Consider the following 18,387-nt stretch of genomic DNA (forward strand, 5'->3'; position numbering starts at 1 on the left):
ATTATATGACAGGTACCCCATGATGTACAACAGGGTAATTTTGAGGTAGCTTAGTTCAATGATAATAAAGAATATGGCTAGGATAGCCTAATTTACTTAATATTCTTTATTTACTTAACCATTTATTTGCAGAATCAATTGTAACTGGGCTTCCCAAACAAAACCCAAAAGACCCCATAGCAGTTCTTTCCAAAACTTGCCATGAGGCTTTTTTCCCTAAGATACAATTCTTACAGTTCTAAAAAATGCAAGTCAAAGAACCGTCCCCAATTGCACGCGACTTACATGATTTGCTTCCAAGTTGGAATCAGAAGCGTTGTGCCCCCACATTAAAGGTCAAGACTTCTAGGTTTACAGCCAAGTCAACATTGCGAAGCTCTATTTGTGGAGGGACGTTTAAGACGACAGGCGCAAAGTTCAGGATCGCTTCTACTCCTGCATTAATCAATTTATCTGCTATATCTTGTGCTACAGCTGAAGGTACGGCAATAATACCAATCTGAGTTTGGTTTTGTTTCGCAACTTCTTCTAATTGCTCAATGGGCAGGACTTTTACGTTGCCGATCATAGTCCCCACCTTACTAGGATCCGAATCAAAAATACTGGTGATGATAAATCCCCGTTCCCTAAATCCTTTATAGGAACATAAAGCCAAGCCTAAGTTTCCAGCGCCGACCAAGGTAACGTTCCAATCAACACCTAAACCAAGAATTCTCAAAATATGTTGACGGAGATCTTTGACGTTATACCCGACACCCCTTGTTCCAAACTCACCAAAATAGGCCAAGTCTTTCCGAACTTGTGCCGGACTAACGCCGACTCCATCAGCAATATCTCCCGAGGAGGTAGTTATAATTCCTTTCCGATCCACATCAGTCAGATGACGTGAATAAACGGAAAGCCGGATAATTGTCGCCTCAGGAATTTTTAGCGTTTTCAATAAGTTCCCTCATTTCTTAGCTGGAATTAGAAAAATTATATGCTAATTATAGCACTAACAAGGAAAAACGCAATTTATGGTATTAAAATCCTCGGATATCTTCCTACTTTATCACTTTTTCCCTCTAAATCTATTATTTCCCGGAAAACTTATTTATAATCCTCTGAGATTCTGAATATAGTGACAATCCCAAAGTGTATTGCTCTTCCAAACTGGTTTTCCCTCGAAGTTGGTTATAAACTAGATGGAGTCCTTGTAAGTCCTTGGGTGGATTATCTCCAGCCTTACTATCCCAGCTCTGCTTTTCCTTTGCCAGGGCTTGCGTGGTCAATCCCTCCTGAAGCATTGAATTGACGTTCGTTAATAGTTCCGCTGTCAGTTGTGAACCATTGCCCGCAACACGGAAGGTCCTTTCAGAAAGCACCATTTGTTTAGGAACCGTCGGAATTCCTTTTTCTATGAGACTTTGCTTTAAACCCTTAAGATCATCTGGAGAATGGCCCAAGCCAACGCTAACTGTCCAAGGATTTTTGTTTATCACTTCGGCATTAATACTCAAAACCTTAAGCTGCTCTTTTCGCAACCGAGCATTGCTTTCACTTTGAAAGACGCCAACCTGACAGGTCCAAAACTTCGCTTCTGGAAGAATCAAGTCATTTACTCTTTCGACCTTCACGCTCCGAGATTGTCCTACCAGTTCCAAATAGGCTTTGCCGATCCCCCAAGTTAGTAAACCCAAGGCCATTATCCCCAAGACCAAGACAATGACAATTCGGACTTTCTCAAAAACCTTCATGCCCCATTCTCCTTCCGTGTATGCGTGGACGACTACCTACCGGAAGATATGTTGGCGATGAAGGAAATAGACTCTTAAATTAAATCTAAAAGACCTTGATCTATGACCAAGGTCTTTTCTGTTCGCTTCGATTCGAGCTTCGAGCCTCGTGCCTCGAATAAGTGCCTATTAAATAAATTTAGACAAAACCGTATAAAAAAGTGCGGCTAATAAGGACGTTGTGGGAATTGTCACAACCCAGGCGACGAGCATTTGTTGGGCTACACCCCAACGTACTGCGGAAACCCGTTTAGCGCTCCCCACTCCCATGATCGAACCCGATACGACATGAGTGGTGGATACCGGAAGATGGAGACCGGGGAAAACCGTCGCTGACCAGATAACAATTGATGAACTTAAATCAGCAGCAAACCCGTTTATAGGCTCTAGTTTAAAGATTTTCCCCCCCATAGTATGAATGATTTTCCATCCGCCTGCTGCGGTTCCGAGAGACATTGCCAAGGCACAGGCAAGTTTTACCCAAAGTGGTGGAGCAAGGACTGTTTGTGCTTGCAACCCAGCAGCGATAAGGGACATCGTGATAATCCCCATCGATTTCTGGGCATCATTGGACCCGTGATTAAAGGCCAACAATCCTGCAGAGAATATTTGCATTTTCTTAAATCCGTGATTGACTCGGGAGGGTGCAAATCGTCCGAACGAATAGGTCAATGACTTCATGATGATGAAACCCAGAATCATCCCTACAATGGGAGAGAAAATCAGTGCTGCCACGATCTTTCCCAAACCCTGCCACTGTAACACAGCAAATCCTGCTCTGGCAACAGCAGCTCCGACCATTCCACCAACAATGGCATGAGAAGAACTGCTTGGAATTCCTTTATACCAAGTGATAAGGTTCCAAGCAATCGCGCTTAACAAAGCCGCGATGACAACCTCTTGCGTCGCAAATTTAGGCGAAACTATGTCTTTGGCTATCGTTTGGGCAACCCCAGTGCTATAGAGAGCCCCAAAAAGGTTCAGGGCTGATGCCAGAACCACAGCACGTTTTGGAGTTAAGGCCCTAGTTGACACACTCGTGGCGATAGCATTGGCTGTATCATGAAATCCATTGATATAATCGAAAGCCAAAGCGCAAAAAACCACAACAACGAGCATCATACCTGTAGTATTAATCATATTTTAAGACCACGCTTTTGAGAAGATCTGCTATGGCTTCGCAATGATCTAGCGTCGATTCAATATGTTCCAGTATCTCTTTCCATTTAATGATTTCAATGGGGTCTTCCTCGCAGTCAAATAAGCGGGCTACTTCTTGTCGATAGAGCTTGTCTCCGGAACTTTCAAGATGATAGATTTCCTCAGCCGCAGCCAGGATCTTAGATTTTTTGTTGTGAATGTTTCCTAAACATGAAAAAGCAGCCTGAATCTGCTCTGCTGCGAGTCCCACTAGGTGGACAAGTTGTTGCGCCCCTAGTGACGGTTTGCGGGTACGGTAAAGGTGCATGCGTTCTACTGTACCTTCAGCATAATCCACAATATCATCAAGGACTTGCGCCAGCTTGTAGATATCTTCCCGATCCAATGGCGTAATAAACGTAGAATTCAGTCGTTCCAATATTTGGTTGGTGACGTTGTCTGCTTCATGTTCAAACCGATGCATTTGAGCAGCGTCTTCCGCGGAAACACAGTCTTGCTGCATAATGCCTTGAAGCCTGCTAAGAGATTTAGAGATGATATCAGTACTTTGGGAAAAGAGTTGATAGAATTTATCTTCTTTTGGTGTCAAACCAAACATAAAAATTAACCCCCAACCTAAAATTTTCTCAGATCTCCCCGGAGCAATCTATAGGTACCTATCCCAACTTTTCCAACAAACAGTGCGAATTATCGAGTCAATATGACGTCAGTCCACGAAGTATTGTATCAAATCCTAGAATGTTTGTGTTAAAAAAAGAACTATTTCTATAAATTTCTTTTTAGGCTTAGAAGCTACTTAATGCTTTAATTTATCCAATAAAGCTTGACGTGCATCTGCCAGCATATAAATTGAACCCGTTACACAAAGCATGTCATTTTCTCCTAGACGACCAAGGGCAAAAATAACCGCTTCCTTAGGGTCTTCAATACATTTGACGGGCCGACCATGTTGTTCTGCCAAACTCCCCAGAGCTCTCCAATCTCCCGCACGCGGCGAATTCGGACGAGTGATAATGATTTCGTCCGCCATGGGCACAAGCATATTAACCACCTTTTCGCGTTCTTTGTCTGCCAGCATTCCCAAACAAAGTATGAGGCGATCCCGTGTGTAAAGGGGTATTGCCTGTGCTAAGGCCTGTGCTCCATCCACATTATGCGCACCATCTAAGAGAACTTTCGGCTTTAAGGAAATTAGTTCTAAACGCCCAGGCCACTCTACCTCGCGCAATCCGGCATAAATGGCCTCGCGAGAGATATTTGCTCCGTATTCACTTCGTAGTATTTCACAGACCGTGACTGCCGTAGCCGCATTGCGAAGTTGGTGAAACCCGATCAAGTGCGTGCGTAATTTCAAGTACGTCGAGTGTAATCCAACAAGATCAAATTCCTGTTCCAGCTCTCCGCTCCACTTGCTTTCCCAGCGAACATCTTCCCCTACCAGCCAAAGAGGAACGCCCATGGCCTTAGCTTGTTCACGCAATACTTGGATCACATCCGGGTTATCCGACGCAGTTACCACGCTGGAATGGGGCTTAATAATGCCCGCTTTTACCCGAGCAATCGATACTACATCGGAACCTAAATAATCCATGTGATCCATCGCAACATTAGTAATGACGGAAATCAGAGGAGAAACCACATTTGTGGAATCGATGGCTCCCCCTAATCCAACCTCGATTAGAGCAAAATCAACATTTTCCTCTTTGAAATAGAGAAAAACCAGTGCAGTATTCACTTCAAACTCGGTCGGATGCTCGAACCCCTCGGCGACCATGTCCTCTAGATGCGGACGTACGCGAGCGATTTCGTCAATGACTCTTTCCTTGGGAATCATCTGACCGTTGATCGTCATGCGTTCCCGATAATCATGCAAGTGAGGAGAAGTAAATACCCCCACTCTGTACCCTGCTTCCCGCAAAATACGAGCAATCATGACGGTCGTCGAGCCCTTACCGTTCGTACCGCCCACATGCACCACGCGCAAGGCTTTTTCCGGGTTTCCTAACCGTTTAAGAAGTTCCTGGATGCGCTCCAAACCAAAATTCATACCAAAGGTTGTTAGGTTGACGAGGTATTGTAGGCTCTCCTGATAGTCCTGCTCCAGTTTTTCATTGGACATACTCGTTTTTCCTCCTCAAGAACAATTCACGATTCTCCACTTTGTTGCGTTTTGTGCGCATCCACTTTTCTCCTTTTAACGCTTCAGGCTGATTATCTTAAATATAAACCCTTGTTTCGGTAGATGGGAAACTCCAAAAACTGGTTTGATGTTTCGTTCCAAGCAGCATCGGATACTTTAGGACCAGCAAAGGGTTACGAATTTTGCTCTAACTCCTTCAAGCGCTCTTCCAAGGCCGCCTTACGAGCTATAATTCCTTCTAGTTTTTCCCGTTCTTTAGCCACGACAGCCGCAGGGGCTTTACCTGTGAATCCAGGATTATTAAGTTTCACTTCCAGAATCTGTTGGTCCTGAGTCGCAACAGACATCTCTTTTTCCAAACGGGCCACTTCTTTATCCAGATCCATCAGTCCTTTTAAAGGGAGATAAATTTCCACACCCTCTAAAACAGCACTGGCGGCTTGAGAGGGTTTCTCAGCCAGCATTTGAAAAAATTCTACACTCGCCCCTCCAGCCAATTTAAGGATGTCTGCTTTTCCATTCTCAAGCACCGCGCGTTGGGTCGGATCCGGAGCGAGCATCAAAATTTCTACTTTTTGACCAGGTGCCACCTTCATCTCGGCCCGAATATTGCGAATTGCCTTGATAGCTTCCATGAGGAGGGTCATATTCTTCTCTGCCACTGCGTCTTTATACGCTGGTACTTCGGGCCACGCCTGCATCATGATGCTTTCCCCCTGGATCGGGAGATTCTGCCAGATCTCTTCAGTCAGGAAAGGCATATAGGGATGTAAAAGCCGCAAGGTTCCTTCGAGAATTTCAAGCAACACGGATTGTGCAGTATGCCGAGCTACCACATCTTCCTTGTTATAAAGGCGTGGCTTCGTGAGTTCAATATACCAATCACAGAATTCATTCCAAATAAATTCGTAAAGCAATCGTCCAGCTTCTCCGAGATCAAAATTTTCCAGTGCTCCGGTAACGTTCTCCACGGTAGAAGCATAACGGCTAAGAATCCAGCGGTCAGCCAGCATGAGTTCACCACGGGGCCCTTCTTCGTAGTCTTCTAAATTCAGAAGCACAAAGCGAGAAGCATTCCAAATCTTGTTCGAGAAATTTCGCGTAGCCTCAAGGCGTTCTGGATGAAAACGGAGGTCATTTCCCGGGGTATTGCCCGTAATTAGCATAAAGCGCAACGTATCTGCGCCATACTGTTCAATCACCTCGATCGGGTCAACACCGTTGCCTAGGGATTTGCTCATCTTTCGCCCTTGAGCATCCAGCACCAAACCGTGAATCATGACCTTGGGAAAAGGCACTTCCTTCATGAACTCCATGGCCATGAAAATCATGCGGGCAACCCAGAAGAAAATGATATCCCTTCCAGTTACTAACACAGAGGTCGGGTAGAACTGTTCTAATTCAGGGGTTTTTTCCGGCCAACCCATGGTTGAAAAAGGCCAAAGTCCGGAAGAAAACCACGTATCCAAGACGTCAGGATCTTGCTTCAGGTGGCCAGATCCGCAGGTTGGGCAAGTTGATGGATCCTCTTTGGTGCAGATCTCCTTACCACAATCTTCACAGTACCAAACAGGGATGCGATGTCCCCACCACAACTGGCGAGAAATACACCAATCCCGGATATTTTCCATCCAACCCAGATAGATCTTATCAAAACGGTCCGGAACAAATTCCAAACGTCCATCGCGCACAACCTCAATAGCCGGTTTCGCGAGAGGCTCCATTTTCACGAACCATTGTCTACTGACCATTGGTTCAATAACGCTGGAGCAACGATAGCATTCCCCAACAGCATGAGCATGGGGATCAATTTTGACAAGCACCCCTGCAGTTTTTAAATCGTTCACAACCGCTTTCCGAGCCTCGAAACGATCCAGCCCTTGATATTTCCCTGCATTTTCATTCATCTTAGCTTCTTTGTCTAAGACGACGATCTGGGGCAAATGGTGACGCAGCCCGATTTCAAAGTCATTTGGGTCATGTGCTGGGGTGATTTTTACCGCACCCGTCCCAAACTCTCGATCGACATACTCATCTGCAATAATGGGAATTTCCCGATCCATAAGGGGGAGGATCAGAGTTTTCCCGATTAAGTGCGTATACCGTTCATCGTCCGGATGAACTGCCACGGCTGTGTCCCCAAGCATGGTTTCAGGCCGAGTGGTTGCCACGATCAGCGACTCGTCACTGTCTTTTACCGGGTAACGCAGATGATACAAATTTCCTTCATGATCGACGTGCTCCACTTCGATATCCGAAATGGTAGTATGACATTTAGGACACCAATTTATAATATAATTTCCCCGATAAATCAGCCCTTTATTATAAAGATCAACAAAAGCTTCTCGAACCGCCTTGGAACATCCTTCATCCATGGTGAAACGCTCACGTTCCCAGTCACAGGAAGCTCCCAGCCGGCGCAACTGTTGCGTAATTCGACCACCATACTGCCCTTTCCAGTCCCAAACCCGCTCCAAGAACTTCTCGCGCCCCAGTTCGTTGCGATTCGTTCCTTCCTTAGCTAACTGTCCTTCTACTTTGGCTTGGGTTGCAATTCCAGCATGGTCTGTCCCTGGCAGCCAGAGCGTATTGTAGCCCTGCATCCGCTTATAGCGCGTCAAAATATCCTGAATCGTGCCGTCCATTGCGTGCCCAAGGTGAAGTGCACCCGTAACATTCGGCGGGGGCATCACAATACTAAACGCCGGTTTTTCCTTATTCACTTCATCATGAAAAAACCCATTTTTCTCCCAATAACGATACCATTTTCCCTCCACTAGGGCCGGATCATACGTTTTCGCCATTTCTACTTTTTCTACCATATTTTTTCTTAACTCCTTTTATCTGAGGGAGACGGAGGGACGGTTCTCTTGCTTCCTTCGGTCCTCAGCATACTTCATCTGAATGTTGGTGCAAGTTGGGGACGGTTCTTGGACTTGCACGAATGGGCAGGGACACTTCCTCCCCAAACCGTAAAAAAAGCCTTTCATCCTGGTAAAGGACGAAAAGCTTCCGTGGTACCACCTTTATTCTGAGAACTATTGCGTTTCCCAGCACTTGTCATTCGCTAACGGGTTTTTCCGTCAGAGAGTACTTTGTTCCCCTCTGCCCCTCCTGTGCGACCTTAGCGTCTTTCCGAAAAGACCTCCCAGCTGATGGCCTCTCTCTCTGAACGGTTAACTCACGCTATTCCTCACGTTCTTCGGGTTTTAACTAATATTTCACTGAATACATTATACTCGGCGTGATAAATATTGTCAAAATGGTGACTCCTGCCAAGGATAAGCACGTTTTACGCCAGTAACCTGTGCCGTCCATTCGTCCAAGGCCACAAGATCGTTAGGGCCAAGCTCAGATAAACCCGTTTTTCCCAAGGCTCGTACTCCCTCTTCCATCTCCATGGCCATCGATTTAAGGACATTGACCACACTTTTACTCGCCAAAGCAATGTCTAGCCGTTGCTTATAGGGAGAATCGTACCAGACCAATTGGGTTAACGGTTCCCAAGGGAGAATTTTTTGGATTTGGCGATGAACCAACGCAAACAGAGGAACCGTTCCGAGATAGATCGCATCCGCCCCAAGCGCTATGGCCTTTAAACATTCCCCGGGCGTGGCATATCCTCCCGCAACAACCAAGCTTACGTCCTTACGAGCACCCTGCTCGCGCAAAAAACGTTCCGCACGAACCAAGGCTAGTAAACTTGGGATACCTAAATCATCGCAGATCAGTGGAGATGCACCAGACGCCCCACCTTGGGCCCCATCGAGGACTATGACATCAAAATCGGCTTCCAAACATACGGCCAAGTCTCTCTCTAAGCCCCCTGTCGCCATTATTTTAATAGCAATCGGTTTCCCAGCCGCTTCCGTACGCAAATCAGTAACATACTTTGGCCAATCCCAAGGGGTGCTAATTCCTGGGATGACCGCTGTAGTCACGACCGATTCCACTGGCGATATGCCCATTAATTTTTGTGCCTTTCCCTTCACTGCAATAGGTTCTATAGTAAAGGGTCCCATCCTTGCTCCCTGACCCATTTGCACTTCAAGCATATCCGCAGCGGCTATGCCTTGCGGACTGTGCCCCCAAGTAGTCCTGCTGATTTGCCAGATAAACTTTCCGGCCTCCTCCCGTTCCACTTGCAAAAAGGGCCCTTCGCCGGAATTCGTGGCGGTCCCGAGTTGTTTTGCCGCCCTTGCTAACGCTCGTTTAGCCTCTTCGCTGAGGCCCACTCCGAAACCCATGCCGGAGATCATTAACGGGATTTCGATTTGAAGAGGCTTTTCCGCTTTGGCCCCAAGGGTTACCTTCATATCGATCGGAACATTGGCCTCCTTGGGAAGACGCGCCATTTGGGCAGCGACAAACATTAGGGTATCATAATGGGGCAGCGGTTTTGCTGAACCGAGTGGCCTTTGAATAAGCTTTCCTTCTTCGGCCCGCAAACCGATTTCCAGGATAGTTTGTACAGACGTGCGTCGCACTGCACTCCAAAGCTCCATAAGGTTCTCATGATACTTGTCTTGAAGCAGCCTTCCTATTACCAAGCCGAAAAGCCGTTGGACGACGGTCCTAAACAAACGTTTCCCCACAAAAAAGAAGACACAAAGTATTATTACTCCCGCGGTGAGTGCCCCCAAAGCTGAGAGAGCAACAACGAGCAGAGCGGTCTTTAACAACAAGGTCAATCCCCCATCTTTTTATTACGCAATGTTTAGTATACAATCTTGATAGGCGTAGTCTATGCTGCATGGCTAATAATATACAAAGGAAACCCGGCGCAAGAACAGGGACGGTTCTTGATTCTTGCACACGTAGACGGTGCACATGAAATGTGCCGTCTCGCAAAACCCACGTCACAAAATACGGAAGCACAAGAACCGTCCCCCCGCTTCCTTAACCTAAGAATATAAAGCTAACAAATTGTTAGCCTTGTATACTAGAAACAAAACTCTTAAAATGGAACTTGTTGAGGTAGTAGGCAATTGATCCTTTTACATCCATGCCAAATTAAGAAGTAAGAAGGTATAACAATGAGCAACAATAGTATTCAAGAACGGGCCTTAAAAATCCATAAAGAACTGGTAGGTAAAATTGAAATCGTCAGTAAAGCGGAACTGAATTCTGCTGACGATCTAGGCCTGCTTTATACTCCAGGGGTAGCTGAACCTTGTAAAGTAATCGCTAAAAACCCGGACGCAGCCTTTGACTATACTGGGCGGGGCAATATGGTTGCAGTGGTATCTGACGGTACAGCCGTGTTAGGGTTGGGTGATATCGGTCCCCTCGCAGCTTTGCCTGTCATGGAAGGAAAATGTGTCTTATTTAAGAAGTTCGGGGGAGTCAATGCCTTTCCCATCTGTCTAAATACGAAAGATGTCGATGAAATAGTTCGGGTCGTTAAGGCCTTGGAACCCAATTTCGGCGGAATAAATCTAGAGGACATTTCGGCACCTCGCTGTTTTGAGATTGAAGCACGGCTGAAAAAGGAGACCGACATTCCGATCTTCCATGACGACCAGCATGGTACAGCCATCGTTGTGTTAGCGGCGTTCATCAACGCCTTAAGGGTTGTTAACAAGAAAATAGATGAGGTTAAATTGGTACTGAACGGAGCAGGCTCCGCAGGAATAGCCATTACTAAATTACTGCTGCAAGCGGGTTTGAAAAATGCAATTATGGTCGATCGTGCAGGCATGCTTTGCACGGGTGAACGTTGGATGAATCCGGCTCAGGAAGAGATGGCGGAGCTAACAAACCATGCAAAACTCAAAGGCTCCTTAGCCGATGCACTGGTGGGGGCTGATGTCTTTATTGGAGTTTCGGCTCCCGGTGTCCTAAATGGGGAAATGGTAGCCACTATGAATTCTGGGGCAGTCATTTTTGCTATGGCCAATCCGACACCGGAAATATTCCCTGAAGAAGCCTTAGCAGCAGGAGCGGCGGTTGTTGGTACAGGCCGTTCTGACTATCCTAATCAGGTCAACAATGTCTTGGTCTTCCCAGGTATCTTTAGAGGCGCGTTAGATGTTCGAGCTAAAGATATTACGGAAGAAATGAAACTCGTCGCCGCCCACGCGATTGCAGAAATCATCACTGATGAAGAGTTACGCGCAGACTATATCATTCCGGGAGTCTTCGATCCCCGCGTAGCACCTAAAGTTGCTGCCGCAGTTGCTCAAGCCGCTATTAGCTCTGGAGTGGCCCGTATAAATGGGGACCCCAAGGAGATTTTTGAAAAGACGAGTCTGTTAGCTAGCCGGTAAGTTCGAAGAAACTCTCTTCATAATGGAAAAGAGCATTACAACCTGAAAAAGGTTATAATGCTCTTTTTATTGACCGCAAGTGGGGACTTACTTATGACGGGGACTTACTTATGACATATCCCCGAGCAGTAATCAAACTTGACTCGATCCGTGCTCCCATTAACGAGGCGGAACACGGAGTGTTCCCTCGTCCCCTAACCACCTACGTACTCCGAGTTCCCAGCCCGGAACTTCGCGCTTACAAAAGCGAATCTTCTTTGATAGAGCAGTAATCAAACTTGACTTAAGAGCGCTTTCATACAGCGGGGCAGTGTACAAGGATGTACACTGCCGGCAACCGGACAAGGATGTCCGATTTGCCGGGCACCCCGCCCTCTCACCAGCAAGCTCTTAAGTCTTAGTTTGATCTGCGAGAGCAAGCAAGTGAGCGTTGTAACGCTAAGTTCCCTACGCTTGCCCCCATTTTCCCCGGAAAACAATCTCTGCCATACCTTTACGTGGACGCGGACGGCGTTCCTCTGCAGCATAGCCTAATGGCGTCATGGCCACCACACGCACATCATCAGGGATATTAAAAGCTTCTCGTACCTTCTCCTCAGTGAACAAGCCCTGCCAGCACGTTCCCAACCCTTGTTCTGTCGCCGCCAAAATCAAATGTTCCATCGCAAGTCCTGCATCAAGCATCATATTGTCCTTGCCTTCCCATACTTCCGATTCCTTGGGCAGAGCACAAAGCACAATGACAATTGGGGCTCCCGTTAAGGCCTTGCGCCCAGGATTGCTCTCCCCCATGCAGTCAGCCAAAGCCGCCCGCCCAGCCGCATCTTCAACCACAATAAAGCGCCAACACTGCATATTTTTCCAAGACGGCGCCAACCGCGCAGCTTCCAAAACATACTCAAGTTTCTCCCGCTCAACTGGCTTATCTAGATAAGTACGTAAACTTCGGCGGGTCTGAACCAATTCAAGAAAATTCATTTTTAATTCCTCCAATTAATTTTCTTAGTTTTGTTACGTATAATCTCCATCCGTTTTAAGGCTCATGAGTTCTGGAGATTTCTAAGGATTTTCTCCAAATTTCTCTTCAAATGCGGCAAATCTTCTTCTATCATTTGCCAGACTTGACTCATTTTAACCTTTGAATACTCGTGGGCAACAATATTCCTAAAACCATATATTTCTGCCCATTCTACTTCATCATGGAGTTCTTTTAAACCTTTAGAGATATTTTTGGCGTATTCACCAATATTCTGAAAGGATAAACAAACTGCTTTTTGCTTTTCTTTGTTCAACATGAACTTGTTTTCAGTAATGCCTACCGTAAAACACTCAATGTCGGTTATTTCCTCAAAAATCAGTTCTAGTAATTTGCCGTCTCTATTGCGTCTCATACAGAATCACCGCATCCTTTGCTATCTCAATAACAAGATCAGCATCAATATTATCAGGTTCTACTAAATCAACTTTTTTCCGTAAATCCGCTTCGAGTCTAGTCTTTAGGCCAAGAACTTTCATCAAACTTACTTTACCCTCAAATTCAATAATCAGATCAATATCGCTATCCTCGTCAGCCCCGCCGCGAGCGTACGAACCAAAAAGTCTGATTTGTTTAATAGGGTATTTAGTGCAATATGGAATCACTGCCCGCTTTATGTCTTCGATGTCCAACACGTCTCTTACTTGGGGTAACCCCTTTTCCTCCAAGATTAAGTCAACTAATTGTAATACCTTAAGTTTACTTTCATCGTCCAAATTATTTAGACGAAATAGAATTTTTGTTTCTATGCTCAACGACAACTCACCTCAGCCATCTATATTAATCTGATAAGGAATTTCGCGTAATTTTTTCTCTGCTTATATTATCATTGGATTCAGAATCCTCAATGATTCCCTGACTTCTTTTTTAGTATACCTCAAAGTTTGTGCAATGCCAATGCACCTTTCAGGAGCACCAAACTCAATAAAAGCGGTTCTAGCATAAGCGGGTCGGAACACGGAGTGTTCCCTCGCCCCCTAAACTACGTCCTACCAAGTTCCCGGCCCGGAACTTCGCGCTTACAAAAGCGAATCTTCTTTGATAGAGCAGTAATCAAACTTGACTTAAGAGCGCTTTCATACGGCGGGGCAGTGTACAAGGTCCCCTCTCGCCATCCTTGGCTCCGGTAACACTAGACCATCCGACACCCTGCCATCCATGGCGGCGTCTAATCTCGAACGTCCTGTTCGAGTCATGGTCGTCGGATGTCCGATTTGCCGGGAACCCCGCCCTCTCACCAGCAAGCTCTTAAGTCTTAGTTTGATCTGCGAGAGCAACAAGTGAGCGTTGTAACGCAAAGTTCCCTACTTCCGCAGATGTTTCGCTATGACCACCCTTTGAATTTGATTTGTTCCCTCGTAAATCTGAGTAATCTTCGCATCTCGCATATAGCGTTCAACCTTGTACTCCTTGCAATAACCATATCCACCGAAGATTTGCACTGCATCCGTCGTCACTCTAACGGCAGTATCGCTCGCAAACATCTTGGCCATTGAGGCCTGTTTACCATACGGAAGTCCAGCCATTCTGAGTGAAGCTGCCTGATAAACCAAGAGTTTTGCTGCTTCTATCTGAGTTGCCATATCTGCAAGCATGAACTGGATCCCTTGGAAGTTTCCGATGGGTTGTTTAAACTGTACCCGTTCCTGAGAGTAGGCCAGTGCTGCCTCCAGCGCAGCCTCAGCGATCCCCAAGGCTTGGGCACCAATTCCGATCCGACCGCCGTCTAGAAGAGACATAGCCACTTTGAAACCTTGCCCTTCCTCTCCCAAAATGTTTTCTACTGGGACCATTGCATCTTCAAAAATCAGTTCACACGTTGCGGAGCCGTTTAGCCCCATTTTTTCTTCCTTTTTCCCAACTTTAAACCCTGGTGTATCCTTATCCACCAAGAAAGAAGTGACTCCATGTGGCCCTTTAGTGCGATCCGTGGATGCCATAACCAAATAAACGTCTGCATAACCAGCGTTCGTGATAAAGCGCTTTGAGCCATTTAGGATGTAGTGATCCCCTTGACGCACTGCAGTCGTTTGCAGGCTGGACGCATCTGAACCAGAGTTAGCCTCTGTCAAAGCAAACGCTCCAATGAATTGTCCACTAGCGAGCTTGGGTAAATATTTCTGCTTTTGCTCTTCTGTCCCGAAATAGAGAATTGGGAAGCTTCCCACAGATGTATGGACTGCTAGAATAACGGCTGTTGAACCACATCCTTTGGCAATTTCTTCAATAGCCAAGATATAGGACAAAAAGTCCGCGCCAGCGCCACCGTATTCCTCTGGGATAGGAATCCCCATCAAGCCGAGTTCACCCATCTTACGGATAGTTTTCAAAGGAAACTCGTGCGTCTCATCCGTAATCACTGCTTGCGGAACGATTTCTTCTTGGACAAAATCCCTAACCATCTTTTGCATCATTAATTGGTCATGGTTAAACTGAAAGTCCATTTCACTCCACCCCTTCTTTTCTCTACTTTGAAACCTCTCTACTGCTCCACTCTTTCCTATTTACTTTTACGCCACGTTCCATGCCTTAATCGCCATACACCTCAAGCATGATCGCATCACCCTGGGCTGCTCCGCTGCAGATCGCTGCAATCCCTATGCCGCCACCTCGCCGACGCAACTCATAAATCAAGGTCATAATAACCCTTGCACCACTCGCACCAATAGGATGCCCTAACGCAATAGCCCCACCATTAACATTGACTCTTGCCGGATCCCATTTTGCGATCTTTTGGCTCGTCAAAGCAACAGCCGCGAACGCTTCATTGGCTTCAATTAAATTTATATCCTGAATTGTCATTCCTTTTTGTTTAAGGAGTTTATTTATGGCCAGTCCAGGCGTTGTGGCAATATAGGCCGCTTCTTGTGCCACGCTGGCATGCCCTAGTATTGTCGCCAAAGGCTTTTTACCCATTTCGCGGGCCTTTTCTTCACTCATCAGAACCATAGCACCAGCGCCATCATTCACGCCCGGTGCGTTTCCGGCCGTGACTGTCCCGTCTTTTACGAAAATAGGAGGTAAAGATGCAAGCTTGGCAAGAGTGGTTTCCCGTCGAGGACCTTCATCCACTGAAAACCAAAGAGATTCTCCTTTTCTTTGTGGGATTTCAACCGGAGCGATCTCATCTACAAACTTACCCTCATCAATCGCTTTAGAAGCTAATTGTTGGGAACGAAGCGAGAAGGCATCCTGATCCTCACGCGAAATTCCATATTCCTTGGCCACAGTAGAACCATGAACGGCCATGTGAACATTGTGAAAAGCACACCACAGTCCATCATTTACCATCAAGTCCAGAATACTGTCATTTCCCATGCGATAACCAAATCGAGCCTTTTTCAAAGCAAATGGAGCATTAGACATGCTCTCCATTCCACCGGCAATAATAACGTCCGCATCCCCAGCACGGATAATGGTTTCTCCTATGGTCACAGCACGCATTCCCGAAGCACATACTTTATTGATGGTCTCAGAGGTTACTTCCACTGGGAGTCCGGCTTTGATACTCGCTTGACGCGAGGGGATCTGTCCTGCTCCACCCTGGATAACCATCCCCATAAGAACATTATCGACAACGTCACCGGGAAGATCTGCACGTTTAAGAGCTTCCCGAATCACATGTGCACCAAGATCAACAGCGGGAATCTCTTTGAGACTTCCACCCATCGTGCCGAAAGGGGTCCGTGCGGCACTCACAATAACTGCTCTAGACAATTTCATTTCTCCTCCTCTTGAATTCAATATCTCTGGTGTTTCCCTCTTTCCCTCTTTTAATATTCTAGCCCTGAGCGCAAAATCCTTCCCTTAATTCATAATGTTCAAACTATTCCATAAACAATATTATCTTACTCGATCCGTGCTTGCATTAACGAGGCGGAACACAAAGTGTTCCCTCGCCCCCTAACCACCTACGTTCCCATGTCCCCAGACCAGAACTTCGCCTTACAAAAGCGGATCCTCTTTGATCGAGCAGTAATCGAACTTGACTCGGTCCGTGCTTGCATAACGAGGCGGAACACAAAGTGTTCCCTCGCCCCCTAACCACCTACGTTCCCATATCCCCAGACCAGAACTTCGCCTTACAAAAGCGAATCCTCTTTGATCGAGTGGCCCGCCAAACTCGGCTCAAACGGTGCTTGCATCAGCGGGGCGGAACACAGGACGTGTTCCGCCGGCAACCGGACACGGATGTCCGATTTGCCGGGTACCCCGCCCTCTTTCATCAGACCGCTTGAGCCCTAGTTTGGCCCACGACATCATGAGGTGAGCGTTGTATTGCGAAGTTCCCTATTCTTCCCACCAGGGCTTCCTCCCCCCCACTTTGCCCTCACTTAAATTATTCGCACTCGCTCGGTTCCCCCCATACACATCGGCCCAAACCGGGTCTGGCTCTCTAATTCTAGGCGGTTCTGAAAATCCCGTTCCAGAAGATAGCAAGTTCTTATTATCCTCCCTATCCCAAGACCACTCAACCTCCTGACTCTCTTCCAAATTCCGCTTAACACCTCGAGTTTCTTGACGCTCGTCCTCCGCGCTGTCAATCCAATTCGATATTGGCTCATTTTCCACTACCTGAAGTTTCTCCTCCGTATCCCATTCGAACTTACCATCCTGATCATCAGTATCAGAGCCATACCCTCCATAAGCAGGGGTATAATGCGCATTACTCCGTCTTCCCCGCCGTGTGCCCGATACTACCCCTTTCGTACCTCCAGCCCCTACAGCTCCTGCTACTAAACCGATGATCACCCCTTCAGCTAAAATTTGGACAAATCCTAGTCCTCGAATCGGTAAAAATAAAGCTAGTAAGAGCGTTCCCACAGTAACATAGCCAGCTCCGGTTGCCCCACCCAGCAGCCACACTCCACTTTCTTTGGCCGTGCGGTACCCACCTATTAGGCAACTTGCCAAAAGTCCGATATCTAACAACCTAGAAACACTCAAGCCCCCCAAGCCCATGGCACCCCATACTATGCCTGCAAAAAGGGTCAAGACCGTAACCAATAAGGCCGTGGTGATTCCCTTTAAGACGAATGGCCCCATTCCTAACTCCCCTTTCTTCAAAATTATTATTTCTTCAATTTCCCCAAAGTTTAAACCTCATTGTTTATCCCTCTATCTATAAATACGTCGAACCTGTCCAAACATTCCGCCCTCAACCCACTATTATCCATTACCATGTTTCGTTGTTCGAGAATATAGTGTACTATCCCGCACGAAAAGGAGGAGTCCTAATGAATTATGCACGATATGTTGTGCAACCGGGCGATACAATTTTCAAAATCGCCAAAGCCTACAACGTTAACATGGCAGAAATCATTCAAATCAATCATCTGAAACATCCCGATCGCATTTATGCCGGTCAAGTTCTTCTACTCCCCGTCCTGGAAACCCATGAACCTACTTGCGAGGAAATTCCCGAACCAAACTTTACATATGCCCTCTGGCTTTACGAGGCTTATGCAGGTAAGGATTCGGAATTAACTGCCATTACAACCTACCTCTATCAAGCCGTGCTTCTAGACCGTCCGGAATTCGATGCTCTATTAAGACCCATTGCTTATGACGAAATGCACCATCTTGAAAAATTAGCCCTAGCCTTACGCCACCTAGGTGTAGACCCCAGGTACGGATCATTAAGTAATGGACATTGGGTCGATTGGCGTTCCAGTTTTATCAACTATACCAGCGAACTTTGCGCACTTCTTGACGCCAATATCGAAGACGAGGCCAAAGCCCATCGATACTATCTTGAACTCGCCCAAAAAATACCCATTCCTGATATTCAATGCATCCTGACCGAATTGGCGGCAGACGAAGAACGTCACTATCATCTCTTCTGTCAAGCGAAGCAGCAATTTTGCTGCGAAGCCGCACCATATCCTCCCCCGCCCTGCTCCCCACCGCCAATTTATACCCCAACAGAAGGTACGGAAATTCCACCAGAGTTTCAAGGACCCCATGAGGGAGGAAAAGGTTAACAACTGCCACTTTTCCAAAATT

Annotated in this window: 17 protein-coding genes and 1 other annotated feature; of the genes, 3 read left to right on the forward strand and 14 right to left on the reverse strand. The window is 46.6% G+C overall.

Annotated features, from left to right (window positions below; translation table 11 throughout):
• Positions 1 to 307: 307 nt before the first annotated feature.
• From DSOL_RS10560 to DSOL_RS10590, 7 genes are all read right to left on the reverse strand, one after another.
• On the reverse strand, positions 308 to 940 hold the full coding sequence (locus DSOL_RS10560; protein ID WP_075364824.1) for a redox-sensing transcriptional repressor Rex: 633 nt from the start codon (positions 938 to 940) through the stop codon (positions 308 to 310).
• A gap of 133 nt (positions 941 to 1,073) precedes the next feature.
• Positions 1,074 to 1,736 carry an SPOR domain-containing protein gene (locus DSOL_RS10565; RefSeq protein ID WP_075364825.1) on the reverse strand — a complete coding sequence of 221 codons (663 nt, stop codon included), beginning with the start codon at positions 1,734 to 1,736 and terminating at the stop codon, positions 1,074 to 1,076.
• A gap of 168 nt (positions 1,737 to 1,904) precedes the next feature.
• The gene (locus DSOL_RS10570; protein ID WP_075364826.1) at positions 1,905 to 2,915 is read right to left on the reverse strand and encodes an inorganic phosphate transporter; all 1,011 of its coding nucleotides are present in this window, start codon (positions 2,913 to 2,915) and stop codon (positions 1,905 to 1,907) included.
• On the reverse strand, positions 2,908 to 3,534 hold the full coding sequence (locus tag DSOL_RS10575; RefSeq protein WP_075364827.1) for a DUF47 domain-containing protein: 627 nt from the start codon (positions 3,532 to 3,534) through the stop codon (positions 2,908 to 2,910). The genes DSOL_RS10570 and DSOL_RS10575 overlap by 8 nt, the downstream gene beginning before the upstream one ends.
• 198 nt (positions 3,535 to 3,732) lie before the next feature.
• On the reverse strand, positions 3,733 to 5,055 hold the full coding sequence (locus DSOL_RS10580; RefSeq protein WP_075364828.1) for a bifunctional folylpolyglutamate synthase/dihydrofolate synthase: 1,323 nt from the start codon (positions 5,053 to 5,055) through the stop codon (positions 3,733 to 3,735).
• A 194-nt stretch (positions 5,056 to 5,249) separates the two neighbouring features.
• Complete coding sequence (locus DSOL_RS10585) at positions 5,250 to 7,898, reverse strand: valine--tRNA ligase (RefSeq protein WP_075364829.1); 2,649 nt, start codon at positions 7,896 to 7,898, stop codon at positions 5,250 to 5,252.
• A 172-nt stretch (positions 7,899 to 8,070) separates the two neighbouring features.
• Positions 8,071 to 8,288 (reverse strand) — a binding site (T-box leader).
• Between the two features lie 45 nt (positions 8,289 to 8,333).
• Positions 8,334 to 9,719, reverse strand: coding sequence for an FMN-binding glutamate synthase family protein (locus tag DSOL_RS10590; RefSeq protein WP_427854396.1), 1,386 nt, complete (start codon positions 9,717 to 9,719; stop codon positions 8,334 to 8,336).
• Between the two features lie 393 nt (positions 9,720 to 10,112).
• On the opposite strand from DSOL_RS10590, the gene DSOL_RS10595 reads away from it, so the two are divergent.
• Positions 10,113 to 11,345, forward strand: coding sequence for an NAD(P)-dependent malic enzyme (locus DSOL_RS10595; RefSeq protein ID WP_075364830.1), 1,233 nt, complete (start codon positions 10,113 to 10,115; stop codon positions 11,343 to 11,345).
• A gap of 447 nt (positions 11,346 to 11,792) precedes the next feature.
• On the opposite strand, the gene DSOL_RS10600 is transcribed toward DSOL_RS10595, so the two are convergent.
• From DSOL_RS10600 to DSOL_RS10620, 6 genes are all read right to left on the reverse strand, one after another.
• Positions 11,793 to 12,323, reverse strand: coding sequence for a nitroreductase family protein (locus DSOL_RS10600; protein WP_075364831.1), 531 nt, complete (start codon positions 12,321 to 12,323; stop codon positions 11,793 to 11,795).
• A 62-nt stretch (positions 12,324 to 12,385) separates the two neighbouring features.
• Positions 12,386 to 12,736: a HepT-like ribonuclease domain-containing protein gene (locus DSOL_RS10605; RefSeq protein ID WP_075364832.1), complete on the reverse strand. Its 351-nt coding sequence runs from the start codon at positions 12,734 to 12,736 to the stop codon at positions 12,386 to 12,388.
• Positions 12,723 to 13,136, reverse strand: coding sequence for a nucleotidyltransferase family protein (locus tag DSOL_RS10610; RefSeq protein WP_170871487.1), 414 nt, complete (start codon positions 13,134 to 13,136; stop codon positions 12,723 to 12,725). The genes DSOL_RS10605 and DSOL_RS10610 overlap by 14 nt, the downstream gene beginning before the upstream one ends.
• A 321-nt stretch (positions 13,137 to 13,457) precedes the next feature.
• Positions 13,458 to 13,679: a hypothetical protein gene (locus tag DSOL_RS27230; RefSeq protein ID WP_139314441.1), complete on the reverse strand. Its 222-nt coding sequence runs from the start codon at positions 13,677 to 13,679 to the stop codon at positions 13,458 to 13,460.
• A 6-nt stretch (positions 13,680 to 13,685) separates the two neighbouring features.
• Positions 13,686 to 14,825, reverse strand: coding sequence for an acyl-CoA dehydrogenase (locus tag DSOL_RS10615; protein WP_075364833.1), 1,140 nt, complete (start codon positions 14,823 to 14,825; stop codon positions 13,686 to 13,688).
• Between the two features lie 85 nt (positions 14,826 to 14,910).
• On the reverse strand, positions 14,911 to 16,098 hold the full coding sequence (locus DSOL_RS10620; protein WP_207649623.1) for an acetyl-CoA C-acetyltransferase: 1,188 nt from the start codon (positions 16,096 to 16,098) through the stop codon (positions 14,911 to 14,913).
• 308 nt (positions 16,099 to 16,406) lie between these two features.
• On the opposite strand from DSOL_RS10620, the gene DSOL_RS27235 reads away from it, so the two are divergent.
• Entirely contained in the window at positions 16,407 to 16,619 is a 213-nt protein-coding gene (locus DSOL_RS27235; RefSeq protein ID WP_139314442.1) for a hypothetical protein, read from the forward strand.
• 52 nt (positions 16,620 to 16,671) lie between these two features.
• On the opposite strand, the gene DSOL_RS10625 is transcribed toward DSOL_RS27235, so the two are convergent.
• Positions 16,672 to 17,427 carry a TIGR04086 family membrane protein gene (locus tag DSOL_RS10625; protein WP_075364835.1) on the reverse strand — a complete coding sequence of 252 codons (756 nt, stop codon included), beginning with the start codon at positions 17,425 to 17,427 and terminating at the stop codon, positions 16,672 to 16,674.
• Between the two features lie 191 nt (positions 17,428 to 17,618).
• Between DSOL_RS10625 and DSOL_RS10630 the strand changes: the two genes are divergently transcribed.
• Positions 17,619 to 18,365, forward strand: coding sequence for a LysM peptidoglycan-binding domain-containing protein (locus DSOL_RS10630; RefSeq protein ID WP_075364836.1), 747 nt, complete (start codon positions 17,619 to 17,621; stop codon positions 18,363 to 18,365).
• Positions 18,366 to 18,387: the final 22 nt, after the last annotated feature.

It is taken from the genome of Desulfosporosinus metallidurans (assembly GCF_001936615.1).
Taxonomy (GTDB): Bacteria; Bacillota; Desulfitobacteriia; order Desulfitobacteriales; family Desulfitobacteriaceae; genus Desulfosporosinus; species Desulfosporosinus metallidurans.